The sequence below is a fragment of the Pseudomonas sp. PDM32 genome, assembly GCF_019219225.1.
Taxonomy (GTDB): domain Bacteria; phylum Pseudomonadota; class Gammaproteobacteria; order Pseudomonadales; family Pseudomonadaceae; genus Aquipseudomonas; species Aquipseudomonas laurylsulfatiphila.
The window spans coordinates 75,871-95,879 of the sequence record NZ_JAHUWE010000016.1; the positions used below are offsets into that span (position 1 = coordinate 75,871).

Genomic DNA, 20,009 nt, shown 5'->3' on the forward strand with positions numbered 1-20,009 from the left:
CAAGCCCGCTCCCACAAGGGATTAGTGAACGACACAGATCCAGTGTGGGAGCGGGCTTGCTCGCGAAGAGGCAGGCCCAGGCACTACAAGAGTCATTCCCCAAACAATGCCTTCTGCCCCTCCGGCGAGGTAAACATCCCGTCCCCGCTGTGCCCGACTCCGGGTACTTCAATCAGTTGCTGCTTCAACCCTTGCGGTTGCAGCCGCTTCAGATAATCAAAGTAAAAACGCCCGCGCGCCAATCGGTACGGCCCTTGCGCCATGGCCTCGCAGCTCTTGTCCAGCGCCGGATGATTCGGGTCTGTGTCCTGCTGGCCCAGTAGGTAAACGATGTCACGCTTAAGGTACTTTTCCTGCAGTTGTGCGGGCGTTTGTCCTTCGGCGTAGGCGGGCAAATCCGCTAGCCCATACTTCCAGCGATTGAATTGCGGGCAACCGGCGTGGCTGAACGCCACGGGCCGGCGCTCATCGAAATAGGCGTAGGACGACGGGTTGGCAATCACGTATCGAACCTGTACGCCGGCTGACTCGAGGGCTGGCTGATCATGACCGAGCACTGCATAGCGCTGAACCACCTGCGCGCCACCGGAGTGCCCGGCGATGACGATTTGCTTCACATCCGGAAACTGCTGGCGGTCACCCAAGCGAGCGATGATTTCGTCGAGCGCCGCATAGGAACTCAGCCGAAACGGTGCCGTGGATTCGCCCCCGGACATCCATTCATTGCCTTGCCAGCGCAATACCGTGTCGGCCACCGGATGAGCCGCAACATCGGTTTCATTAAGGAATTGCGGGGCGATCACCAGGGTCGTTGCGCTTTGCCCGGCCAGTTCGGCCGAGTGCTCACCGCTCTGCAGATAGGTTTGCGCGTTGCGCAAGCGACCGTGGAGGATGATCAGCACCCGTTCTATTTTTGCCGGGGCGGGGCTGATGCCCACCGCGATTTCACCTGATTTCAACAGCAGGCGTCCGGGACTGAGCTCCTTGACCTCATGCTCGGCGGCCTGGGACGTTGCGCAAGTAAACAGAACAACCAACAACCACTTCTTCATTTACAGATTTTTCGTCGCAAAGGTATCGCACTGGCTTACCTGGCCTTGGGCGAAACCGGTTTTGAACCAGCGCACCCGTTGCGCCGACGTACCGTGGGTGAACGAGTCCGGGACCACGCGGCCCTGACCCTGTTGCTGCAAGCGATCGTCACCGATGGCGTTCGCTGCGTTCAGTGCTTCTTCGATGTCGCCCGGTTCCAGCCAGTTCAGGCGTTTCTGCGCATTGTTGGCCCAGACACCGGCCAGGCAATCGGCCTGCAGTTCCTGACGAACCAGCAAACCGCCGTCGCCTTCCATCTGCCGGCCTTGTTGGCGGGCTGCCTGGATTTTTGCGGACACTCCAAGCAGGGTCTGCACATGGTGTCCGACTTCGTGAGCGATGACGTAGGCCTGGGCGAAGTCGCCCGCGGCGGAAAAACGTTGGGACATTTCCTGGAAAAACGCCATGTCCAGGTAGACCTTCTGGTCCGCCGGGCAATAGAACGGCCCGGTGGCCGAGGTGGCCAGACCGCAGGCCGAATTCACGCGGTTGCTGAACAGCACCAGGGTCGGCTCTTTGTATTGACGGCCGGCCTGCTGGAATATCGCGCCCCAGGTGTCTTCAGTGTCGCCGAGGATCGAGCGCACGAACTCCGCGCCTTCGTCATTGGCCGGTGGTGCCTTGCGGCTCTGGTTAGTGGCGGGTGCCGATTGCTGGCCCATTTGCCCGGTCAGTTGTCCGAGGATTTGCAGCGGATCCTGGCCGGTGATCCAGCCGATGCCGACGATCAGCAGGATCGCCGTCAGGCTCAGGCCCTTGCCCCCGCCGAAGCGCATCCCGCCGCCGCCACTGCCGACATCATCACCACGGGCATCGACCACGTTGTCGCTGCGTCGGCCTTTTTTCCATAGCATGTGCGAATCCTCTTCTGTTCCGGGTCACGAGCCGTGCGATGAGTGTTGCTGCCAAGTGGGAGCCGCGCCAGTCCGGTCGTCAGACTGCCGGTTGAGCGACTGGTTCCACATTTTGCTTCGTGGGGCTTCTCTTCTAGAATCAGCCAAATTTTGTTTGGGACATACCATGGCTGGCAGTCAGATCGAACGTGTCTTCAGCGTGCTGGAAAGCCTGACCGGTGAACCGCAGGGTTTGCCGATGCAGACGTTGGCCGAGCAACTGGGAATCCCTAAAAGCGCGACTCATCGTTTGCTCGCTGAACTGATTCGCCTGGGGTACGTGCGGCAGAATCCGGACAACCTGCGCTATCACCTGTCGACCAAGTTGGTAGCCATGGGCTTTCGATACTTGTCCGGCAGCGGCGCGGATATCATCCAGCCGGTGCTCGATCGTCTGGCCGGGGAAACCGGTGAGCTGGTGCGTCTGGGGGTGATCCAGGGGGAGCGCCAGGTGTGGATCGCCAAGTCCCAGGGGGCCCGTTCCGGTCTGCGCTACGACCCGGACATGGGGCGCGATGCGCCTTTGTTCTACACGGCTTCCGGGCACGCGTGGCTGGCGTGCATGAGCGATGCCGAGGCGCTGTTGCTGGTCGAGCGGCAAGGGACCGAGTTGCCTCAAGACGTCGGGCCTAATGCACCGCGTTCGAATATTGAACTGCTGGAGCGCTTGCGTCTGGCGCGGGAGCAGGGTTATGCCTGGGTCGAGGAAAGTTCGGCGGTGGGCACCTCGGCGATTGCCTCCGTGGTGCGTCATCCACTGGATGGCCGGGTCATCGGCGTGCTCAGTATTGCCGGGCCAAGTGCGCGAATGCCCGGCGCGCGATTGCATGAATTGGCGCCGACCTTGTTGGAATATGCCGATGAGCTTTCACTGGCGAGCCAGGCATCAGAGTTGTTCAGTTGAACCTGAAGTCTGCTTGAATAAACAGTGTGCGGTATTCGCCCACTTTCTTGAGTCGTAGATTTCATAAAATGGAACCAGGTTCTAAATTATTCATGTCTCGCCTCAACCCATAAAAGGACTTTGTCTTGACGTCGCCCAGCAGTACCCCGCTTTCCGGCGTCAATCAGCCCTTCAAAGGGATCCTGCTGATCGTTGTCGCGACTTTCCTGTTTTCCAGCCACGACGCCTTTTCCAAATACCTCTCCGGTTTCTATCCCATTGTCATGGTGGTCTGGGCGCGTTACGTGGTTCACACCTTGTTGATGGCCGGGATTTTCCTGCCGCAGTCCGGGCTGCGAGTGCTGCGTACCAAGCGGCCATTTCTGCAATTGATCCGGGCATTGTGCCTGCTGGGCACCAGTCTGTTTTTCACCACGGGGCTGATGTACATCCCGTTGGCGGAGGCCACGTCGGTCAACTTCCTGGCGCCGGTGTTGGTGACCGCGCTGTCGGTGCCGCTGCTTGGCGAGCGTGTGACGCGGGGGCAATGGCTGGCGGTGATCTGCGGTTTTATCGGGGTGCTGATCATCGTTCACCCGGGGGGAGATCTGTTTACCCCGGCAGTATTGCTACCGTTCTGCTCGGCGCTGTTTTTCTGCTTCTATCAACTGCTGACGCGCAAGCTCAGCGAGATCGACAGCCCGACCACCAGCAACTTTTTCGCGGGCCTGTGCAACACGCTGGTGATGAGCGCGCTGGTGCCGTTCTTTTGGCAGACACCGACCCTGGTGCATGGCGCAATGATGCTGGCGCTGGGGGCCTGCGGGATGACGGCGCACCTGTTCCTGACCCAGGCGTTCCGACTCGCCGCACCGGCGCTGCTGGCGCCGTTCAGCTATTGCCAGATCATCTTCGCCGGCCTGCTGGGCTGGCTGCTGTTTTCCCACACGCCGACACTGACCACCATGCTCGGCATTGCCGTGATCTGCTGCAGCGGGTTGGCAGCGGCCTGGCAGCAAAGCCGCCGCTAAGCTGCGGTAAAACGCAGGCAAAAAAAAGCGCAGACCCGAGATCGGGCCTGCGCCGAGGGAACATCAGTCTTCTACTTTCGGAATCTTGCGCGGTGCCATGAAGTACATCCAGGTCAGCGCAATGAAGTACATCGCCGGAATCAGTGTGAACAGCACGGTGTAGTTGTTGTTGGTGACGGTCAGGATATGGCCGACCAACTGGGTCATGAACATCCCGCCAATCGCGGCACACATACCGCCGAAGCCGAATACCGTGCTCATCATGTGCTTGGGCGTGTAGTCCATCACCAGGCTCCAGATGTTTGCAGTCCAGGCCTGGTGCGCGCCGATGGCCAGGGAGATGGCGGCTACGGCGACCCACAGATTGCTGGAGCCGGCCGCCATGACCACGCCGATGATGCAGCAGGCGAACAGCAGCATCGACATCAGCCGCGCCTTGATCGGGTTGACGCCGCGACCGATCAGGAACGAGGAGAGGATGCCGCCGCCAACGCTGCCGAAGTCGGCGGTGAGGTAGATGATGATCAGCGGAATGCCCATCTGGGTGACGTTGATGCCCAGGTTGTATTGCTGATTGAGGAACGGCGGCAGCCAGTACAGGTAGAACCAGAACACCGGCGCGGTCATCGAATAGGCGAGGGCGAAGGCCCAGGTGCCGCGCATGCGCAGGATCTTCGAGAACGGCACGCGGGTTTGTTCCGGTTCGACTTCGTTCTGGATGTAGTCCAGTTCCGATTGTTTGACGCTTGGATGCTCTTCCGGGTTGAAGTACTTCAAGGCCCAGCACACCAGCCAGATCCCGCCCAGTGCCGACATGCACAGGAACGCGGCCTGCCAGCCCCATGCGTGGAGGATCAGTGGCAGCAACATCGGGGTGAACATCGCACCGACGTTGGTCCCGGCATTGAATATCCCGGTGGCCACGGCGCGCTCGCCGGCCGGGAACCACAGGCGGGTGGTTTTCACGCAGGCCGGGTAGTTGGCGGCTTCGGTCAGGCCGAGGATGAAACGGCAGACCATGAAGCCGGCCGCCGAAGTGGCCAGGCCATGGGCGCCGGTCGCCAGGCTCCAGAGCAACACGGCGCAGAAAAACACGCGCTTGACGCCGACCCGGTCGATCAAGCGGCCTTGCAGCACGAAGCCGATGGCGTAACCGACCTGGAACCAGAAGTTGATGTTGGCGTAATCCATCGCCGTCCAGCTCATTTCCTTGGCCAGGATGGGCTGCATCACACCCAGTGCGGCGCGGTCGATGTAGTTCAGGGTCGTGGCGAAAAACACCAGCGCCAGCATGCCCCAACGGGTTTTACCGACCGCCATGGCGCCGCGGATCTTGTCGCCGATACCACCGGCAGTGACGCTCATGGCCGGAGCCATGCGTGAGCTTTGGGAAGGAAGCATATGTACCACCCGTTTTTTGAATTTGTTATTTGGTGTTTTGGACATCGCGGCCGGTGCTGCGAGTCCGGACTCAATGTGGGGTCGATGTTGGGCAGTGGACAAAAAATCGTCAATTCGCCAACCACCATTTTGTTCGATAATCGAACACAAAACTAACCGGATAGTACACTTTGAATTGCTGTGCGGGATCGCCAGGCCAATAATTTACCCAGGACAAACGCTACCCCCTGTAGGAGCTGCCGAAGGCTGCGATCTTTTGATTTTGCTTTTTCAAGATCAAAAGATCGCAGCCTTCGGCAGCTCCTACAGGGATCGGGCGTGCGATGCCCCCTAACAAGATGGTCCCCATTACCGGGAGTCGAATTATGCAGCGTTCCATTGCCACCGTATCCTTGAGCGGTACCCTGCCGGAAAAACTCGAAGCCATTGCCGCCGCCGGGTTCGACGGTGTGGAAATCTTCGAGAACGACCTTCTCTACTACGACGGCAGCCCACGGGAAATCAAACAGATGTGCGCCGATCTCGGGATCGCCATCACCCTGTTTCAACCTTTCCGTGATTTCGAAGGCTGCCGGCGTGATCGGCTGTCGCGCAACCTGGAACGCGCCGAGCGTAAATTCGACCTGATGCAGGAACTGGGCACCGACCTGGTGCTGGTGTGCAGCAACGCCTCGGTCGACTCCATCGGTGATGAACAGATTCTGGTCGACGATTTGCGCCTGCTGGCTGAACATGCCGGGGCCCGTGGTCTACGCATCGGTTACGAAGCGCTGGCCTGGGGCAGGCACGTGAACACGTATCAACAGGTGTGGAACATCGTGCGTCAGGCCGATCATCCAAGCCTCGGCGTGTTGCTGGACAGCTTTCACACCCTGTCGCTCAAAGGCGATCCGAGCGCTATCGCCGAGATTCCCGGCGACAAGATCTTCTTCGTGCAAATGGCCGACGCGCCAATCCTGGCCATGGACGTGCTGGAGTGGAGCCGGCATTTTCGATGCTTCCCGGGTCAGGGTGAGTTCGACTTGCCGGGGTTCCTCGCGCCGATCATCCAGAGCGGCTACACCGGGCCATTGTCGCTGGAGATCTTCAACGACGGCTTCCGCGCCGCGCCGCCACGGGCCAATGCCGCCGACGGCTTGCGCTCGTTGTTGTACCTGGAAGAGAAAACCCGCGAGCGTCTGACGCAGGAAGCCAAGCCAATGGCCAGCCCTGAGATTCTGTTCGAAACACCCAAGGCCAGCGAGTACAACGGCATCGAGTTTCTCGAATTCGCCGTGGATGAAAGCCTCGGCGCCAAGCTCTCCCATTGGCTGGAGCGACTGGGTTTCGTCAAGGCCGGGCAACATCGCTCCAAGAGCGTCAGCCTGCTGCGCCAGGGCGATATCAACCTGATCCTGAACTCGGAGCCTTACTCATTCGGCCACAGCTTTTTCGAAGCCCACGGCCCTTCGCTGTGCGCTACGGCGGTGCGTGTCAAGGACAGCGCCAGTGCACTGGCTCGTGCCGTGGCCTACAAGGGCCAGCCCTATCGCGGACTGGTCGGTCCCAACGAACTGGAGCTGGCGGCGGTGCGTGCACCGGATGGCAGCCTGATCTACCTGGTGGATCAGCACGCCGATGTTTATGGCACGGACTTCAATCTGTACCCGCAAGCGCCGGTCAGCGGAGGCCTCAAGCGCATTGACCACATGGCCATGGCGCTGCCGGCCGACAGCCTCGACAGTTGGGTGCTGTTCTACAAGAGCCTGCTGGATTTCGAGGCGGACGATGAAGTGGTGCTGCCGGATCCTTATGGTCTGGTGAAGAGCCGTGCCTTGCGTAGCCGCGACAGTTCGATCCGCCTGCCGCTGAACATTTCCGAGAACCGCAACACCGCGATCTCACACGCGCTGTCGAGTTATCGCGGCTCCGGAGTGCATCACATCGCCTTTGATTGTGATGACATCTTTGCCCAGGTCAGCCGTGCAAAAGAGGCGGGCGTGCCGCTGCTGGATATCCCGCTCAACTACTACGATGATCTGGCGGCGCGCTTCGATTTCGACGATGAGTTCCTCAGCGAACTGGCCTACTACAACGTGTTGTACGACCGCGACGCCCAGGGCGGGGAGCTGTTTCACGTGTATACGGAGCCGTTCGAGGGGCGGTTCTTCTTTGAAATCATCCAGCGCAAAAACGGGTATGCCGGCTACGGCGCGGCCAACGTGGCGGTGCGGCTGGCGGCCATGGCCAAATCCCGAAGCGGATCCACCCGTCAGGCCAAGTTGTAGGAAATTCGTAAACACGGGATTAAACGTGGGCCGCGCGGCTTCCTTCACCGTGCCGCGCAGCCCATAATCGCCAGCCTGTGCAGTGATGGCCGTGAGCCCGCAATGACAATGACTTCAGAACTCCCCGCAGCCTCCGTAGAACCCGGTACCGAGCCGCGCAAGAGTCGCAAGAACAACCCGGAAAAGACCCGCGAAAACATCCTGCAGGAGGCGATTGTCGAATTCGTCCAGCAGGGGCTTTCCGGGGCCCGCGTCGATGCCATCGCCGAGCGCATCCACACCTCCAAGCGCATGATCTACTACTACTTCGGCAGTAAGGAGCAGCTCTACGTCGAGGTCCTGGAAAAACTCTACGGCGATATCCGCAGCACTGAAAGCCGTTTACACCTGACCGAACTGGCACCGGTGGAAGCGATTCGGCGGATGGTTGAGTTCACATTCGATCACCACGATCGCAACGTCGATTTCGTGCGCATCGTCAGCATCGAGAACATTCACAACGCCGAGTACGTGAAGCGCTCCGATGCGATCAGGGCGATGAACAACACCGTTCTTGATTCCCTCGATGTAATCCTGCGTCGGGGCGTTGAAGAGGGCGTATTCCGCGCGGGCCTGGTGCCGCTGGATGTGCATCTGCTGATCAGTTCGTTCTGCTTTTATCGCGTCTCGAACCGCCATACCGTGGGTGAGATTTTCCAGATCGACTTGCCGGATGAGCGCATCAAGCAGCGTCATCGGGAGATGATTTGCGAGTCGGTGCTGCGTTATTTGCAGGCTTGAAAAGATCGCAGCCTTCGGCAACTCCTACGTCATCGCATTGATCTGTAGGCGCTGCCGAAGGCTGCGATCTGTTGATCTTCAGTCATTCATGCCCTGGAAATGCTCAAGCATTCTCTGGGCATCCGGCACCACGCCGCTGAACAACTCGAATGCCTTCACCGCCTGAAACACGGCCATGTTGCCGCCGTCCAGCGTCCGGCAACCGAGGGCGCGGGCGTTGCGCAGCAGTTCGGTTTCCAGTGGGAAGTAGACGATCTCCGCCACCCACAACTCGGCTCGAAGCAACTCGACCGGCACCGGCATGCCCGGCAGTTTTTTCATGCCCATCGGCGTGGTGTTCACCAGGCCGTCAGCCTGGGCCAAGGCGCTTGGCAGGTCATACCCGGCCACCGCCAGAGCGACACCGAAATGCTGGTTGAGGTTGTCGGCCAGATCCTGGGCGCGGCGGATGTCCACGTCAAAAATGCTCAGTTGCTGTACGCCTTCGCTCAACAGGGCGTGGGCCACCGCCGCCCCTGCGCCGCCGGCGCCCATCTGGACGACACGTTCAACGGCAACGCCTTTCAGACCCCGTCGGAAGCCTTCGGCAAAGCCCAGGCAATCGGTGTTATGGCCGATGCGTTTGCCATCCTTGAGCACCACCGTGTTGACCGCACCGATACCGCGGGCCTCCGGTGAGAGTTCGTCCAGCAGCGGGATGATTGCCTGCTTGCAGGGAAAGGTGATGTTCAAGCCGGTGAAGTTCATGCGCTCGGCAGCCATCAACAGGTCGGGCAGGGCGTTGCTGTCGAGTTTCAACTGATCAAGGTCAATCAGACGATAGAGGTAGCGCAGCCCTTGGGCATCGCCTTCATGTTCGTGCAAGGCCGGTGTGCGGGAAGCCTGGATGCCGGCGCCGATCAGCCCGGCCAGTACCACGTTGTTCTGAGTCACGGCGATCACCCCTTCAAACGATGACTGAAGTGTTCCAGCGCCAGGCGATAGCCGTGACTGCCGAAGCCGGCCATCACCGCCGTTGCAATAGCGGATACGAACGAGTGGTGGCGGAAGGGCTCACGGGCGTGCACGTTGGACAGGTGGACTTCGATGACTGGCAGCTCGCTGGCGACCAGGGCGTCGCGGATGGCGACCGAGGTGTGAGTCCATGCGGCGGGATTGATGATGATCCCGGCGCAGCGACCGCGGGCCGCGTGAATCCAGTCGAGCAATTCGCCTTCATGGTTGGTCTGGCGAAACTCCACCGCCAGGCCGAACTCATCGGCGGCGCGTCCGCACAGGGCCGAAATGTCTGCCAGGGTTTCGTGGCCGTAAGTCGCCGGTTCACGGGTGCCGAGCAGGTTCAGGTTCGGGCCGTTGAGCACCAGAACGATAGGGGACATCGGAATCTCTCCACTTTTTATTGTTGGAATCGGCCAGGTTTCAGCCTGTGGAGATAAATTGTACTAACTAGTTAATCCGGTCAATTGAAGAGAAGGTACGCTGGCGGTTTGTGGGCGATGATCGGACACTTTCTGTGTTCAGCGCGGCAAATGTTCCACCAGAAAATCAATGAACGCCCTCAAGCGCAGCGGTACATGCCGACTTTGCGGGTACAGCAGGGTGAAGGGGCGCGAGCGCCCGCCATAGGGCTTGAGCACTTCCACCAGTGAGCCGTCGGCCAGTTCCTTTTCCACGATAAAACGATAGGTTTGAAACAACCCTGCCCCGTGTTTGGCCAGCGTCACTCCGCCCAGTACATCATCGGAGCAACTGAGGTTGCCCTCGGCCAGAATCTCCCGGGGCACGCCTTCATCGTTGAACAACCAGGCAATGCGCCGGCCGCTGCTGGGCAATTCATACTGAATGCATTCGTGGTGTTCGAGGTCGTCGAGGGTTTGCGGAATGCCGGCCTGTTTCAGGTAATCGGGGCTGGCGATCAGCACCAGGGCGGCATCCTCCAACGGTCGGGCGATCAGGCCGGAATCCGGGATGGCCCGCACGCGAATCGCCATGTCGTAGCCTTCGCCGACGAAATCGATGTTGCGATTGCTGATATGCGACTCGACTTTCACCGCGGGATAACGCGCCCGGAATTCGGGCAGCAGCGGCAGGATTCGATGATGCGCGTAGGTGGTCGGAATACTGATGCGCAAAGTACCGGACGGCACTTGCTGCTGGCCCATGACCTCGCGTTGGGCCTCGACCAGTTGCGCAAGGGCCTGGCGACATTCTTCGTAGTAACGGCGACCACTGTCAGTGAGCTTCACGCTACGCGTGGTGCGCGCGAACAGGCGCACGCCCAGGCGTTCTTCCATGCGCGACACCGATCGGCTCACGGCAGCGGGCGTGACACCTGCCACCAGCGCCGCGGCAGTAAAACTGCCAGCCTCGGCGGCCAGGCAAAACAGCTCGATGCTGCCCAACTGAAGATCGTCGAATTGTCGCTGCATGATTGATTACACCAAGGATCAGATGAAGAAGCTGAATCAGTATTTATCAGGTGACAGCGCTGTAAAGAAAGGATTTCTTACCAATTCGCGTGGTGTTCCGCAGGTCCGGGAATTGCCGGGACGCTAGCCTGAGGACAGAAGAAATGATTCGGCTGCCAAGGCCAGCGGTCGGATTTTCCAGGGAATGTCGGATTCTCGGATTTAAAAACCTAACGGATGGGTTAGCATGAAGGTATGCAGTTTCAAGGGACTGTCGGTAGTGATCATGTTGCGAGATGAGCATTGTCCGCCTCATGCGCATGTGGAAGCGGGTACGTGGAGTGCAAGATTCAGGTTCAGCTTTTGGCACAACGGTGTCGAACTCTGGGATGTCGTTCCGCTATCGCGTCGGCCACCATTGGCGATGCTTGAGGGTTTGCGCCAATCGCTCAAGCAACCTGCCCATCTGCGACGCGCCCGCGGCATCTGGTGGCGAAAACTACAAACGGCCTGTCTTGATAATCAACTCTGGGACTGGCAAAGCAACGAAGTCGTTGTGGTGAAAAGGGTTGTCAGCACGACCAATATGATTGGATCGGCTTGCTACGTACCTGAATCGAACAAGACATTGCTGTCCCTGATCGGTGCACAGGAAGGTGTGGAGATCGAGTTATGAAAACGATAAAAGCCAAGGTTCAGGCCGATAATCCCGTAACGGAAAGTAGCCTGGACAAGGCCATCGAACTTGGTGAGTTACGTAGGAAAAATAGCCTGCAAGCGACAGCGGTTGCCTACCTGGCTCCCTGTCTGGCAGTGCTCTTCGAAGATGGCAGCGGCGTACTGTTGCCCGTGGCCAACTATCCGGAGTTCGATGATTTTGAGCTGGAGGACTACGCCAGCCTGACTGTCGGCTATGCGGGGACTGCACTGTGCCACGAAGGCAAGGACCTGCATGTGTCCATCGCCGGGATGATTTCTGCGAGCAAGCCGCTGATGGCCATGGCGACCTCGGTCGTCGCTTCGCGCAATGGTCGCCAGAGCAGCGCCGCAAAGTCTGAAGCCGCGCGGGCCAACGGCAGGAAAGGCGGGCGCCCGCGCAAGGTCGATGTTGTCGTGTAAGTACCCATAAAAAAGCCGTCGTGAAGACGGCTTTTTTTTATGCCTGGCAGATGCCATCAACGCCGGGTCAGCATCACCCCGGATTCCATGTGATGGGTCCACGGGAACTGGTCGAACATCGCGCACCGGCTGATGCGGTGGGTGTCGTGCAGTTGGGCGATGTTGGCTGCCAGGGTCTCCGGATTGCAGGAGATGTACAGGATGTTGTCGAAGCGCCGGGTCAACTCGCAGGTGTCCGGGTCCATGCCGGCGCGGGGCGGGTCGACGAACACGCTGCCGAACTCATAGCTCTTGAGGTCGATGCCGTGCAGGCGGCGGAACGGACGCACTTCGTTAAGGGCTTCGGTCAGCTCTTCGGCGGACAAGCGCACCAGGGTGACATTATCCACCGCGTTTTCGCTGAGATTGCTCAGCGCCGCGTTGACCGAGGTCTTGCTGATTTCGGTGGCCAGCACTTTGCGCACGCGGGTGGCGAGCGGCAGGGTGAAGTTGCCGTTGCCGCAATACAGCTCCAGCAAATCATCGGAGCGATCCCCGAGTGCATCGTATGCCCAGTTGAGCATCTTCTGGTTCACCGTACCGTTGGGCTGGGTGAACGCGCCTTCCGGTTGGCGGTAACTGAAGGTGCGACCGCCGACGTCCAGTCGCTCGACCACGTAATCGTGACCGATGACTTCGCGCTTGCCCTTGGAGCGCCCGATGATGCTGACGTTCAGGTCCGTCGCCAGTTTCGAAGCCGCCGCATGCCAGTGCTCGTCCAGCGGGCGGTGATAGCAGAGGGTGATCATTGCGTCGCCGGCCAGCGTGGTCAGGAATTCCACCTGGAACAGCTTGTGGCTCAGAGGCGCACTGGCTTGCCACGCTGCCTTGAGCTGCGGCATCAACTGGTTGATGCGCAGGCTGGCGATCGGGAACTCTTCGATCAGGATCGGCGTGCGTTTGTCTTCCTGGGAAAACATCGCGTAATGCCGCTCGCCGGCCTCGCGCCACAGGCGGAACTCGGCGCGCAGGCGGAAGTTTTTCAGCGGCGAATCGAAAACGGCCGGCTCGGGTGCATCGAACGGGGCCAGCAGGTCACGCAAGCGCGTGACCTTTTCTTCGAGTTGAACGGCATAGGTCTGGGAATCAAAAGTCATGCGTTGAACCAACCCAGCTTGATCACGAACAGAATCGACAGGATCACCAGCGCCGGGTTCAGCTCACGGCCACGACCGGACATCAGCTTGATGGCGGTCCAGGAAATGAAACCGAAGGCGATGCCATTGGCGATGGAATAGGTGAACGGCATCGCCAGCGCGGTGATCACCACAGGCGCTGCAACGGTGATGTCGTCCCAGTCTATTTCGGCCAGGCCGGATGTCATCAGCACGGCGACGAACAGCAGGGCCGGCGCGGTGGCGAAGGCTGGAACACTGGCGGCCAGTGGCGAGAAGAACAGCGCCAGCAGGAACAGGATCGCGACCACGACGGCGGTCAGACCGGTGCGGCCACCGGCACTCACGCCAGCGGCGGATTCGATGTAGCTGGTGGTGGTCGAGGTGCCCAGCAGGGAACCGGCCATGGCAGCGGTGCTGTCGGCGATCAGCGCCCGGCCCATTTTCGGCATGTGGCCGTCCTTGCCCATCAGACCGGCGCGCTTGGCAACGCCGATCAGGGTGCCGGAGTTGTCGAACAGGTCGACGAACAGGAACGCAAAAATCACGCTGACCAGACCGATGTCCAGTGCGCCCTTGATGTCCAGTTGCAGGAAGGTCGGGGCCAGGGACGGCGGCATCGACATCACGCCGCCGAACGGGGTGAAGCCCATCACGATCGAAACGATGGTCACCACCAGAATGCCGATCAGCACCGCGCCGCGCACGGCGAGGGCTTCAAGCGCGACAATCAGGGCAAAACCGAGGGTGGCGAGGATCGGAGCCGGTTGTTTCAGGTCACCGAGGCCGACCATGGTCGCCGGGTTGCTGACCACGATACCGGCGTTGTGCAGGGCGATCAGCGCCAGGAACAGGCCGATACCGGCAGCAATGGCCGAACGCAGTGGCAACGGGATGCTGTTGATGATCCATTCACGGATGCGGAAGATCGACAGCAGGAAGAAACACACTGCCGAGATGAACACCGCGCCGAGCGCCACTTGCCAGGTATGGCCCATGTGCAGGACCACGGTGTAGGTAAAGAAGGCGTTCAGGCCCATGCCCGGTGCGAGGGCGATCGGGTAGTTGGCGATCAGGCCCATGACGGTCGAGCCGATGGCAGCGGCCAGGCAAGTAGCGACAAACACCGCGCCCTTGTCCATGCCGGTCTCGCCGAGGATGCTCGGGTTGACGAACAGAATGTAGGCCATGGCCAAAAAGGTCGTGACGCCCGCCAGAATCTCGGTCCGCACGTTGGTGTTGTGTGCCTTGAGTTGAAACAGCCTTTCCAGCATGTCTGCTCCCCGTGGCGCGCCGGGCGCCGTGAATGTATCGACCTCAACAGCAAAGCACAGGCAGCAGAACGCGCCTGGAAATTACTGTGGGCCGGAAAAAGCCGCGCATCATACCAGTAGCTTGGGCATATGGCTGCTTATGGCGGTGATCGTCGTCGATGTTTTGCGACAAAGCCAAGTGCGCCATACTGCGCGCTGGTTTTTCGGGGTGGAACGTACTGCATGAAAAGGCGTCTGGTTAGCGTGTTCGGCGTATTGATGGCGTTGCTTCTCGGGGCGCAAACGGCCACGGCGGCATCGGCGCCGCCGTTGAGTCAATTGAAAGTGCTCAAAGTCGCTTCGCCGTCCTGTGGCGTTGAAAATATCGACGAAGGGCAAACCCGGACGCGCTGCGATCACAATGGCCCGAACATCACGGTGTACGTGCTGGAAGTGGGTTACGGGCGTGAGGCCCATGTCGCCCTGGACGGTTTTGAGGTGAACGGCACGCGTACGCCGGTCTGCGCGTTCAAGAACGGCAACCTGACCAGCTGCACCCCCGGGGAAAAAAACGTCGGCTATTTGTATGCACTCGATCTGGCTGGCAAACAGGAAGGCACTCTGACCTTCAGCAATACCTCGATCAATGCGCCCGGCAATACGATGTCGACGCAGCTTTACATCCAGTAGCCACATGTCTCGAACAAGGCGCGGGAAAGCTGACTACGCTTAAAAGATCATTCCGTGGACAGTACCCGATGACCTTTAGAGCCTTGATTGCCCTCGCCGAGGGTACCGATGACCTGCAAACCGTGACCCTGATCGACGTACTGCGCCGCGCCAAGGTAGAAGTGGTGGTGGCCAGTATCGAAGGGCGGCGCATGCTCACTTGCGCCCGCGGCACTCGGCTGACGTCCGATGCCATGCTGGTGGACTTGCTGGCGCAGCCTTTCGACCTGATTGCCTTGCCGGGTGGCGCGGTGGGGGCGCAGCACTTGGCAGCCCACCAACCCCTGCAACAATTGATCAAGGATCAGGCGGCAGCCGGTCGCCTGTTCGCCGGCATCGCCGAAGCGCCCGCCGTGGCGCTGCAAGCCTTTGGCGTTTTGCGTCAAAGGCGCATGACCTGCCTGCCATCGGCCAGCCATCAACTGTTGGGCTGTAACTTCGTCGATCAACCGGTAGTGGTCGATGGCAACTGCATCACCGCACAGGGCTCGTCTGGCGCATTGGCATTTGCCCTGGCACTGGTGGAGCAACTCTGCGGTAAAGCCACACGTGCGGCGGTGGCGGGGGAGTTGTTGGTTTAGCCTGCTTGGACTTTTGCCTCTTCCTTCTCTTCATCTTTAGCCACGTGCATGCGATCGCGGCTGGCCAGGGTCGGGAACAGTTTGACCCATACCCCGGTCACCACCAGCGTGCCGATCCCGCCCATGACCACGGCTGGCACGGTGCCGAACCAGTGGGCCGTCAGGCCCGATTCGAATTCACCCAACTGGTTCGAGGCCCCGATGAACAGACCGTTCACGGCGCTGACCCGGCCGCGCATTTCGTCCGGGGTTTCCAGTTGAACGAAGGAGGCACGGATCACCATGCTGATCATGTCTGCCGCGCCCAGCACCACCAACACTGCCAGGGAAAACCAGAACGAGGTCGACAGGCCGAAGGCGATGGTCGCCACGCCGAAGATGCCCACGGCGCTGAACATCACCCGCCCGACATTGCGCTCCACGGCAAACCGCGCCAGGAACAGCGACATCAGCAACGCACCCACGGCCGGTGCCGAGCGCAACAGGCCCAGCCCCCACGGGCCGGTCAGCAAGATGTCCTTGGCGAACACCGGCAGCAGTGCCGTGGCACCCCCCAATAGCACCGCGAACAGATCGAGGGAGATCGCCCCGAGAATGTCCGGACGACTGCGGATGAAGCGGATGCCCGCGAGCAGTGAATCCAGTGTGGCCTTGCCCTTGTTCAGCGGCGTCTGCCGGGCCGGCAGGTTGAGCATCAGCGAACAGGCGATGACATACAGCAGCACCGTCGGGCCATACACCCAGACGCTGCCGAAGGCGTAGAGCAAACCGCCGAGGGCCGGGGCGACGATGGTGGCTGATTGCTGGGCCGATTGTGCGGCGGCCACCGCCCGGGGAAACAGTGAGCTGGGCACGATGCTTGGCAGCAGGGCCTGGGTGGTCGGCATTTCAAAGGAGCGCGCGGCGCCGAGCAGGAAGGCCAGGATAAAGATCATTTCCCGAGTGACATGGTCGGTTGCGCTGCCGATGGCCAGCGACAGGGCGATCAATGCCTGCAGGGACTGGCAGATCGCCGCGACCCTGCGCCGGTCATAGCGGTCGGCAACGTGCCCTGTGTGCAGCATGAACAGCACGCGCGGGGCGAATTCGACCAGGCCGACCAGACCCAGGTCGAGCACATTACCGGTCAATTGATACAGGTTCCAGCCGATGGCCACGGTGAGCATCTGGAAGCCGCTGGCAGTAAAGATCCTGGCCAGCCAGAACGCGAGAAAAGGGCGATGGTGACGTAACAGCAAGGGCTCTTGGCTGGGCATCTGCGGGGAAATCTGGGGAGAGGGGAACAGCGAGATTATCACCAACCTGTAACAGAAAGTTGCCATGACAAAAAATTTAGTTAGCCAGACATCGATTTTCCTGTGGGAGCGGGCTTGCTCGCGAAGGCTGAGTGTCAGTCAACATTGATGTTGAAGCTGATGCCCCCTTCGCGAGCAAGCCCGCTCCCACAGGAAATGTATTTCAGCTCGTGACCAAGGCCATGAGGCAACTTGTCACGCGGCAATAGACCACGCGGTTCATCCCCGAAATTGGGACTACTCTTTCAACGTTGATTGATCCAGATCAAAACCCGCAAAAGGAATTGATCCGGCGGCCGCAAGGCCAGACTCCCTGCGTTGTGATGCGTGCAAAAAAAGAACAAACAGAGATTCGCCACACTCCATATCCGTGGGGGCCGTGGGTGCAGGCTTCCGGCCAGCAGCCGTACTACCTGACAGAGGAAGACTTATGTTCGGTTTAGAGGCACTTGATCTCGCCCGAATTCAGTTCGCGTTCACCATCTCGTTCCACATCCTGTTTCCGGCCATCACCATCGGCCTGGCGAGTTACCTGGCGGTACTCGAAGGCCTGTGGTTGAAAACCCATAACGACACCTACCGTGACCTCTACCATTTCTGGTCGAAGATCTTTGCCGTCAACTTCGGCATGGGCGTGGTTTCCGGCCTGGTCATGGCCTATCAGTTCGGTACCAACTGGAGCCGCTTCTCGGACTTCGCCGGATCGGTTACCGGGCCGTTGCTGACCTATGAAGTGCTCACGGCGTTCTTCCTCGAGGCCGGGTTCCTGGGGGTCATGCTTTTTGGCTGGAACAAGGTCGGGCGTGGCCTGCACTTCTTCGCCACCGTGATGGTCGCCATCGGTACGTTGATCTCGACCTTCTGGATTCTCGCCTCCAACAGCTGGATGCAGACCCCGCAGGGCTTCGAGATCGTCAACGGGCAGGTCATCCCCACCGACTGGCTGGCAGTCATCTTCAACCCGTCGTTCCCGTATCGCCTGATGCACATGGCCACGGCGGCGTTCGTAGCCACGGCCTTCTTCGTGGGTGCCTCCGCGGCCTGGCATTTGCTGCGCGGCAAGGACAACCCGGCGATCCGCAAAATGCTCTCGATGGCCATGTGGATGGCGTTGATCGTCGCGCCGATCCAGGCGGTCATCGGCGACTTCCACGGCCTCAATACACTTGAGCATCAGCCGGCGAAAATCGCCGCGATCGAGGGGCACTGGGAAAACAAGGGTAACGAGGCGACTCCGCTGATCCTGTTCGGCTGGCCGGACATGAAAGAGGAGAAAACCAAATTCGCCGTCGAGATTCCGTACCTGGGCAGCCTGATCCTGACCCACTCGCTGGACAAGCAAGTCCCGGCGCTCAAGGAGTTCCCGCCTGAAGATCGGCCAAATTCGACCATTGTGTTCTGGTCGTTCCGGATCATGGTGGGCCTGGGCATGCTGATGATCTTCACCGGGTTGTGGAGCCTGTGGCTGCGCAAGCGCGACACCCTCTACACCTCGCGGCCGTTCCTGTACCTGGCGTTGTGGATGGGGCCCTCAGGTCTGATTGCGATCCTCGCCGGCTGGTTCACCACCGAAATTGGCCGTCAGCCTTGGGTGGTCTACGGCCTGATGCGCACGGCGGATGCGTCGTCCAACCATAGCGTCATGCAGATGAGCATCACCCTGATCCTGTTCGTCGTGGTGTATTTCGCCCTGTTTGGCGCCGGACTTGGCTACATGATGCGCCTGGTGCGAAAGGGGCCGAAGATCGACGAAGGCAAGGAAACCAACGACGGAGGTCCCGGCCAGAAACGCACACCGGCCCGTCCGCTGTCCGCCGCCGACGACGATCACGCCGATGCGGGCCACAGCCTGACCAAGGAGATTTGAATCATGGGTATTGATCTTCCGCTGATCTGGGCCGTGATCATCATCTTCGGCATCATGATGTACGTGGTCATGGACGGTTTCGACCTGGGCATCGGCATTCTCTTCCCGTTCATTCCGGGCAAGACCGATCGCGATGTGATGATGAACACCGTCGCCCCGGTCTGGGACGGCAACGAGACCTGGCTAGTATTGGGGGGGGCGGCGTTGTTCGGCGCGTTTCCGCTGGCCTATTCGGTGGTGCTTTCCGCGTTGTACCTGCCGCTGATCCTGATGTTGATCGGGCTGATCTTTCGCGGCGTAGCCTTCGAGTTCCGCTTCAAGGCCAGGGACGACAAACGTCACCTGTGGGACAAGGCGTTCATCGGTGGCTCGATCACCGCGACGTTCTTCCAGGGTGTGGCACTCGGTGCGTTCATCGATGGGCTGCCGGTGGTCAATCGGCAGTTCGCCGGTGGTTCACTGGACTGGCTGACACCGTTCACGATGTTCTGTGGCGCGGCGCTGGTGGTGGCCTATGCGTTGCTCGGTTGCACCTGGCTGATCATGAAGACCGAAGGCAAGTTGCAGGAGCAGATGCATGACCTGGCACGGCCATTGGCCTTCGTACTGCTGGCGGTGATCGGCATCGTCAGCATCTGGACTCCGTTGGCCCACGCGGAAATTGCCGCACGCTGGTTCACCATGCCGAATCTGTTCTGGTTCATGCCGGTGCCAATTCTGGTGCTGGTGACAATGTACGGATTGATCCGTGCCGTGGCCCGCAATGCGCACTACACGCCGTTCCTGTTGACCCTGGTGCTGATCTTCCTTGGTTACAGCGGGTTGGGCATCAGCCTGTGGCCGAACATCATCCCGCCGTCGATCTCGATCTGGGATGCCGCCGCACCGCCGCAAAGCCAGGGTTTCATGCTGGTGGGCACGCTGTTCATCATCCCGTTCATCCTGGGCTACACCTTCTGGAGCTACTACGTGTTCCGCGGCAAGGTCACTCATGAAGACGGTTATCACTAGCCCTGTTGTGGGAGCGAGCTTGCTCGCGATGGCGTCGGATGCGACGCCATCAATCTTGAAGAGGATTGACGTTATGGCAGCCAAACATTCCCTGCACGACATTGAAAAAGCCGAAAAAAAACCGCTGTGGCAGCGGCTCGGCTGGTTGGCCCTGATCTGGGTCGGCAGCGTGGGTGCCTTGTTCATTGTCGCCAGCCTGATGCGTTTGTTCATGAACGCGGCCGGTCTGACGACGCACTGACATC

Annotated in this window: 20 protein-coding genes; 11 read left to right on the forward strand and 9 right to left on the reverse strand. The window is 60.1% G+C overall.

Annotated elements, in window-relative coordinates; all coding sequences use genetic code 11:
• Positions 1-92: 92 nt before the first annotated feature.
• Both KW846_RS26185 and KW846_RS26190 read right to left on the reverse strand, forming a co-directional pair.
• Positions 93-1,052, reverse strand: coding sequence for an alpha/beta hydrolase (locus tag KW846_RS26185; protein ID WP_218486028.1), 960 nt, complete (start codon positions 1,050-1,052; stop codon positions 93-95).
• Positions 1,053-1,946 carry a neutral zinc metallopeptidase gene (locus tag KW846_RS26190; protein ID WP_007975791.1) on the reverse strand — a complete coding sequence of 298 codons (894 nt, stop codon included), beginning with the start codon at positions 1,944-1,946 and terminating at the stop codon, positions 1,053-1,055.
• A 166-nt stretch (positions 1,947-2,112) separates the two neighbouring features.
• Here KW846_RS26190 and KW846_RS26195 point away from each other — a divergent pair, with 166 nt between their 5' ends.
• Both KW846_RS26195 and KW846_RS26200 read left to right on the forward strand, forming a co-directional pair.
• Positions 2,113-2,889 carry an IclR family transcriptional regulator gene (locus KW846_RS26195; protein ID WP_218486029.1) on the forward strand — a complete coding sequence of 259 codons (777 nt, stop codon included), beginning with the start codon at positions 2,113-2,115 and terminating at the stop codon, positions 2,887-2,889.
• 125 nt (positions 2,890-3,014) lie between these two features.
• Entirely contained in the window at positions 3,015-3,899 is an 885-nt protein-coding gene (locus KW846_RS26200) for a DMT family transporter (RefSeq protein ID WP_218486030.1), read from the forward strand.
• A gap of 63 nt (positions 3,900-3,962) precedes the next feature.
• Here KW846_RS26200 and KW846_RS26205 read toward each other — a convergent pair whose 3' ends face one another.
• Positions 3,963-5,300, reverse strand: coding sequence for an MFS transporter (locus KW846_RS26205; protein ID WP_218486031.1), 1,338 nt, complete (start codon positions 5,298-5,300; stop codon positions 3,963-3,965).
• A gap of 365 nt (positions 5,301-5,665) precedes the next feature.
• On the opposite strand from KW846_RS26205, the gene quiC reads away from it, so the two are divergent.
• A complete protein-coding gene (quiC, locus tag KW846_RS26210) occupies positions 5,666-7,567 on the forward strand; it encodes a 3-dehydroshikimate dehydratase QuiC (protein ID WP_218486032.1) in 1,902 nt (633 codons plus the stop codon).
• A gap of 102 nt (positions 7,568-7,669) precedes the next feature.
• Positions 7,670-8,347 carry a TetR/AcrR family transcriptional regulator gene (locus KW846_RS26215; protein ID WP_218486033.1) on the forward strand — a complete coding sequence of 226 codons (678 nt, stop codon included), beginning with the start codon at positions 7,670-7,672 and terminating at the stop codon, positions 8,345-8,347.
• 78 nt (positions 8,348-8,425) lie between these two features.
• Here the strand turns inward: KW846_RS26215 and KW846_RS26220 are convergent, their stop codons facing one another.
• From KW846_RS26220 to KW846_RS26230, 3 genes are all read right to left on the reverse strand, one after another.
• The gene (locus tag KW846_RS26220) at positions 8,426-9,280 is read right to left on the reverse strand and encodes a shikimate dehydrogenase (RefSeq protein ID WP_116581887.1); all 855 of its coding nucleotides are present in this window, start codon (positions 9,278-9,280) and stop codon (positions 8,426-8,428) included.
• A gap of 5 nt (positions 9,281-9,285) precedes the next feature.
• Positions 9,286-9,726, reverse strand: a complete 441-nt coding sequence (gene aroQ / locus KW846_RS26225; protein ID WP_218486034.1) for a type II 3-dehydroquinate dehydratase — start codon at positions 9,724-9,726, stop codon at positions 9,286-9,288.
• 138 nt (positions 9,727-9,864) lie between these two features.
• Entirely contained in the window at positions 9,865-10,776 is a 912-nt protein-coding gene (locus KW846_RS26230; protein ID WP_218486035.1) for a LysR family transcriptional regulator, read from the reverse strand.
• A 226-nt stretch (positions 10,777-11,002) separates the two neighbouring features.
• On the opposite strand from KW846_RS26230, the gene KW846_RS26235 reads away from it, so the two are divergent.
• Both KW846_RS26235 and KW846_RS26240 read left to right on the forward strand, forming a co-directional pair.
• On the forward strand, positions 11,003-11,431 hold the full coding sequence (locus KW846_RS26235) for a DUF4160 domain-containing protein (protein ID WP_116581840.1): 429 nt from the start codon (positions 11,003-11,005) through the stop codon (positions 11,429-11,431).
• On the forward strand, positions 11,428-11,874 hold the full coding sequence (locus tag KW846_RS26240; protein WP_116581839.1) for a DUF2442 domain-containing protein: 447 nt from the start codon (positions 11,428-11,430) through the stop codon (positions 11,872-11,874). Before KW846_RS26235 ends, KW846_RS26240 begins: the two co-directional genes overlap by 4 nt.
• 56 nt (positions 11,875-11,930) lie before the next feature.
• Here KW846_RS26240 and trmA read toward each other — a convergent pair whose 3' ends face one another.
• Together trmA and KW846_RS26250 are read right to left on the reverse strand one after the other, a co-directional pair.
• Entirely contained in the window at positions 11,931-13,010 is a 1,080-nt protein-coding gene (gene trmA, locus KW846_RS26245) for a tRNA (uridine(54)-C5)-methyltransferase TrmA (RefSeq protein WP_218486036.1), read from the reverse strand.
• Positions 13,007-14,302 carry an NCS2 family permease gene (locus KW846_RS26250; protein ID WP_116581837.1) on the reverse strand — a complete coding sequence of 432 codons (1,296 nt, stop codon included), beginning with the start codon at positions 14,300-14,302 and terminating at the stop codon, positions 13,007-13,009. The genes trmA and KW846_RS26250 overlap by 4 nt, the downstream gene beginning before the upstream one ends.
• 222 nt (positions 14,303-14,524) lie before the next feature.
• Here KW846_RS26250 and KW846_RS26255 point away from each other — a divergent pair, with 222 nt between their 5' ends.
• Entirely contained in the window at positions 14,525-14,971 is a 447-nt protein-coding gene (locus tag KW846_RS26255; protein ID WP_218486037.1) for a DUF4879 domain-containing protein, read from the forward strand.
• Positions 14,972-15,039: 68 nt separating this feature from the next.
• Positions 15,040-15,591 (forward strand): DJ-1 family glyoxalase III, encoded by a 552-nt coding sequence (locus tag KW846_RS26260; RefSeq protein WP_218486038.1) that lies wholly within the window; start codon positions 15,040-15,042, stop codon positions 15,589-15,591.
• Here KW846_RS26260 and KW846_RS26265 read toward each other — a convergent pair.
• Positions 15,588-16,847, reverse strand: coding sequence for an MFS transporter (locus KW846_RS26265; RefSeq protein WP_218486039.1), 1,260 nt, complete (start codon positions 16,845-16,847; stop codon positions 15,588-15,590). The two genes, KW846_RS26260 and KW846_RS26265, sit on opposite strands and share 4 nt — an antisense overlap.
• Positions 16,848-17,316: 469 nt before the next feature.
• On the opposite strand from KW846_RS26265, the gene KW846_RS26270 reads away from it, so the two are divergent.
• The 3 genes from KW846_RS26270 to KW846_RS26280 all read left to right on the forward strand — a co-directional run bounded on the left by KW846_RS26270 (position 17,317) and on the right by KW846_RS26280 (position 20,005).
• The gene (locus tag KW846_RS26270; RefSeq protein WP_007975777.1) at positions 17,317-18,753 is read left to right on the forward strand and encodes a cytochrome ubiquinol oxidase subunit I; all 1,437 of its coding nucleotides are present in this window, start codon (positions 17,317-17,319) and stop codon (positions 18,751-18,753) included.
• 3 nt (positions 18,754-18,756) lie between these two features.
• Positions 18,757-19,764, forward strand: coding sequence for a cytochrome d ubiquinol oxidase subunit II (gene cydB, locus KW846_RS26275; RefSeq protein WP_218486040.1), 1,008 nt, complete (start codon positions 18,757-18,759; stop codon positions 19,762-19,764).
• A gap of 73 nt (positions 19,765-19,837) precedes the next feature.
• A complete protein-coding gene (locus tag KW846_RS26280; protein ID WP_218486041.1) occupies positions 19,838-20,005 on the forward strand; it encodes a DUF2474 domain-containing protein in 168 nt (55 codons plus the stop codon).
• The last annotated feature ends 4 nt before the right edge of the window (positions 20,006-20,009 follow it).

Bases quoted from the DNA above. Each gene is read 5' to 3' on its own strand.
- KW846_RS26185 (WP_218486028.1), bottom strand. From the start codon at position 1,052: ATGAAGAAGTGGTTGTTGGTTGTTCTGTTTACTTGCGCAACGTCCCAG.
- KW846_RS26190 (WP_007975791.1), bottom strand. From the start codon at position 1,946: ATGCTATGGAAAAAAGGCCGACGCAGCGACAACGTGGTCGATGCCCGT.
- KW846_RS26195 (WP_218486029.1), top strand. From the start codon at position 2,113: ATGGCTGGCAGTCAGATCGAACGTGTCTTCAGCGTGCTGGAAAGCCTG.
- KW846_RS26205 (WP_218486031.1), bottom strand. From the start codon at position 5,300: ATGCTTCCTTCCCAAAGCTCACGCATGGCTCCGGCCATGAGCGTCACT.
- quiC (WP_218486032.1), top strand. From the start codon at position 5,666: ATGCAGCGTTCCATTGCCACCGTATCCTTGAGCGGTACCCTGCCGGAA.
- KW846_RS26215 (WP_218486033.1), top strand. From the start codon at position 7,670: ATGACAATGACTTCAGAACTCCCCGCAGCCTCCGTAGAACCCGGTACC.
- aroQ (WP_218486034.1), bottom strand. From the start codon at position 9,726: ATGTCCCCTATCGTTCTGGTGCTCAACGGCCCGAACCTGAACCTGCTC.
- KW846_RS26230 (WP_218486035.1), bottom strand. From the start codon at position 10,776: ATGCAGCGACAATTCGACGATCTTCAGTTGGGCAGCATCGAGCTGTTT.
- KW846_RS26235 (WP_116581840.1), top strand. From the start codon at position 11,003: ATGAAGGTATGCAGTTTCAAGGGACTGTCGGTAGTGATCATGTTGCGA.
- KW846_RS26240 (WP_116581839.1), top strand. From the start codon at position 11,428: ATGAAAACGATAAAAGCCAAGGTTCAGGCCGATAATCCCGTAACGGAA.
- trmA (WP_218486036.1), bottom strand. From the start codon at position 13,010: ATGACTTTTGATTCCCAGACCTATGCCGTTCAACTCGAAGAAAAGGTC.
- KW846_RS26250 (WP_116581837.1), bottom strand. From the start codon at position 14,302: ATGCTGGAAAGGCTGTTTCAACTCAAGGCACACAACACCAACGTGCGG.
- KW846_RS26255 (WP_218486037.1), top strand. From the start codon at position 14,525: ATGAAAAGGCGTCTGGTTAGCGTGTTCGGCGTATTGATGGCGTTGCTT.
- KW846_RS26260 (WP_218486038.1), top strand. From the start codon at position 15,040: ATGACCTTTAGAGCCTTGATTGCCCTCGCCGAGGGTACCGATGACCTG.
- KW846_RS26265 (WP_218486039.1), bottom strand. From the start codon at position 16,847: ATGCCCAGCCAAGAGCCCTTGCTGTTACGTCACCATCGCCCTTTTCTC.
- KW846_RS26270 (WP_007975777.1), top strand. From the start codon at position 17,317: ATGTTCGGTTTAGAGGCACTTGATCTCGCCCGAATTCAGTTCGCGTTC.
- cydB (WP_218486040.1), top strand. From the start codon at position 18,757: ATGGGTATTGATCTTCCGCTGATCTGGGCCGTGATCATCATCTTCGGC.
- KW846_RS26280 (WP_218486041.1), top strand. From the start codon at position 19,838: ATGGCAGCCAAACATTCCCTGCACGACATTGAAAAAGCCGAAAAAAAA.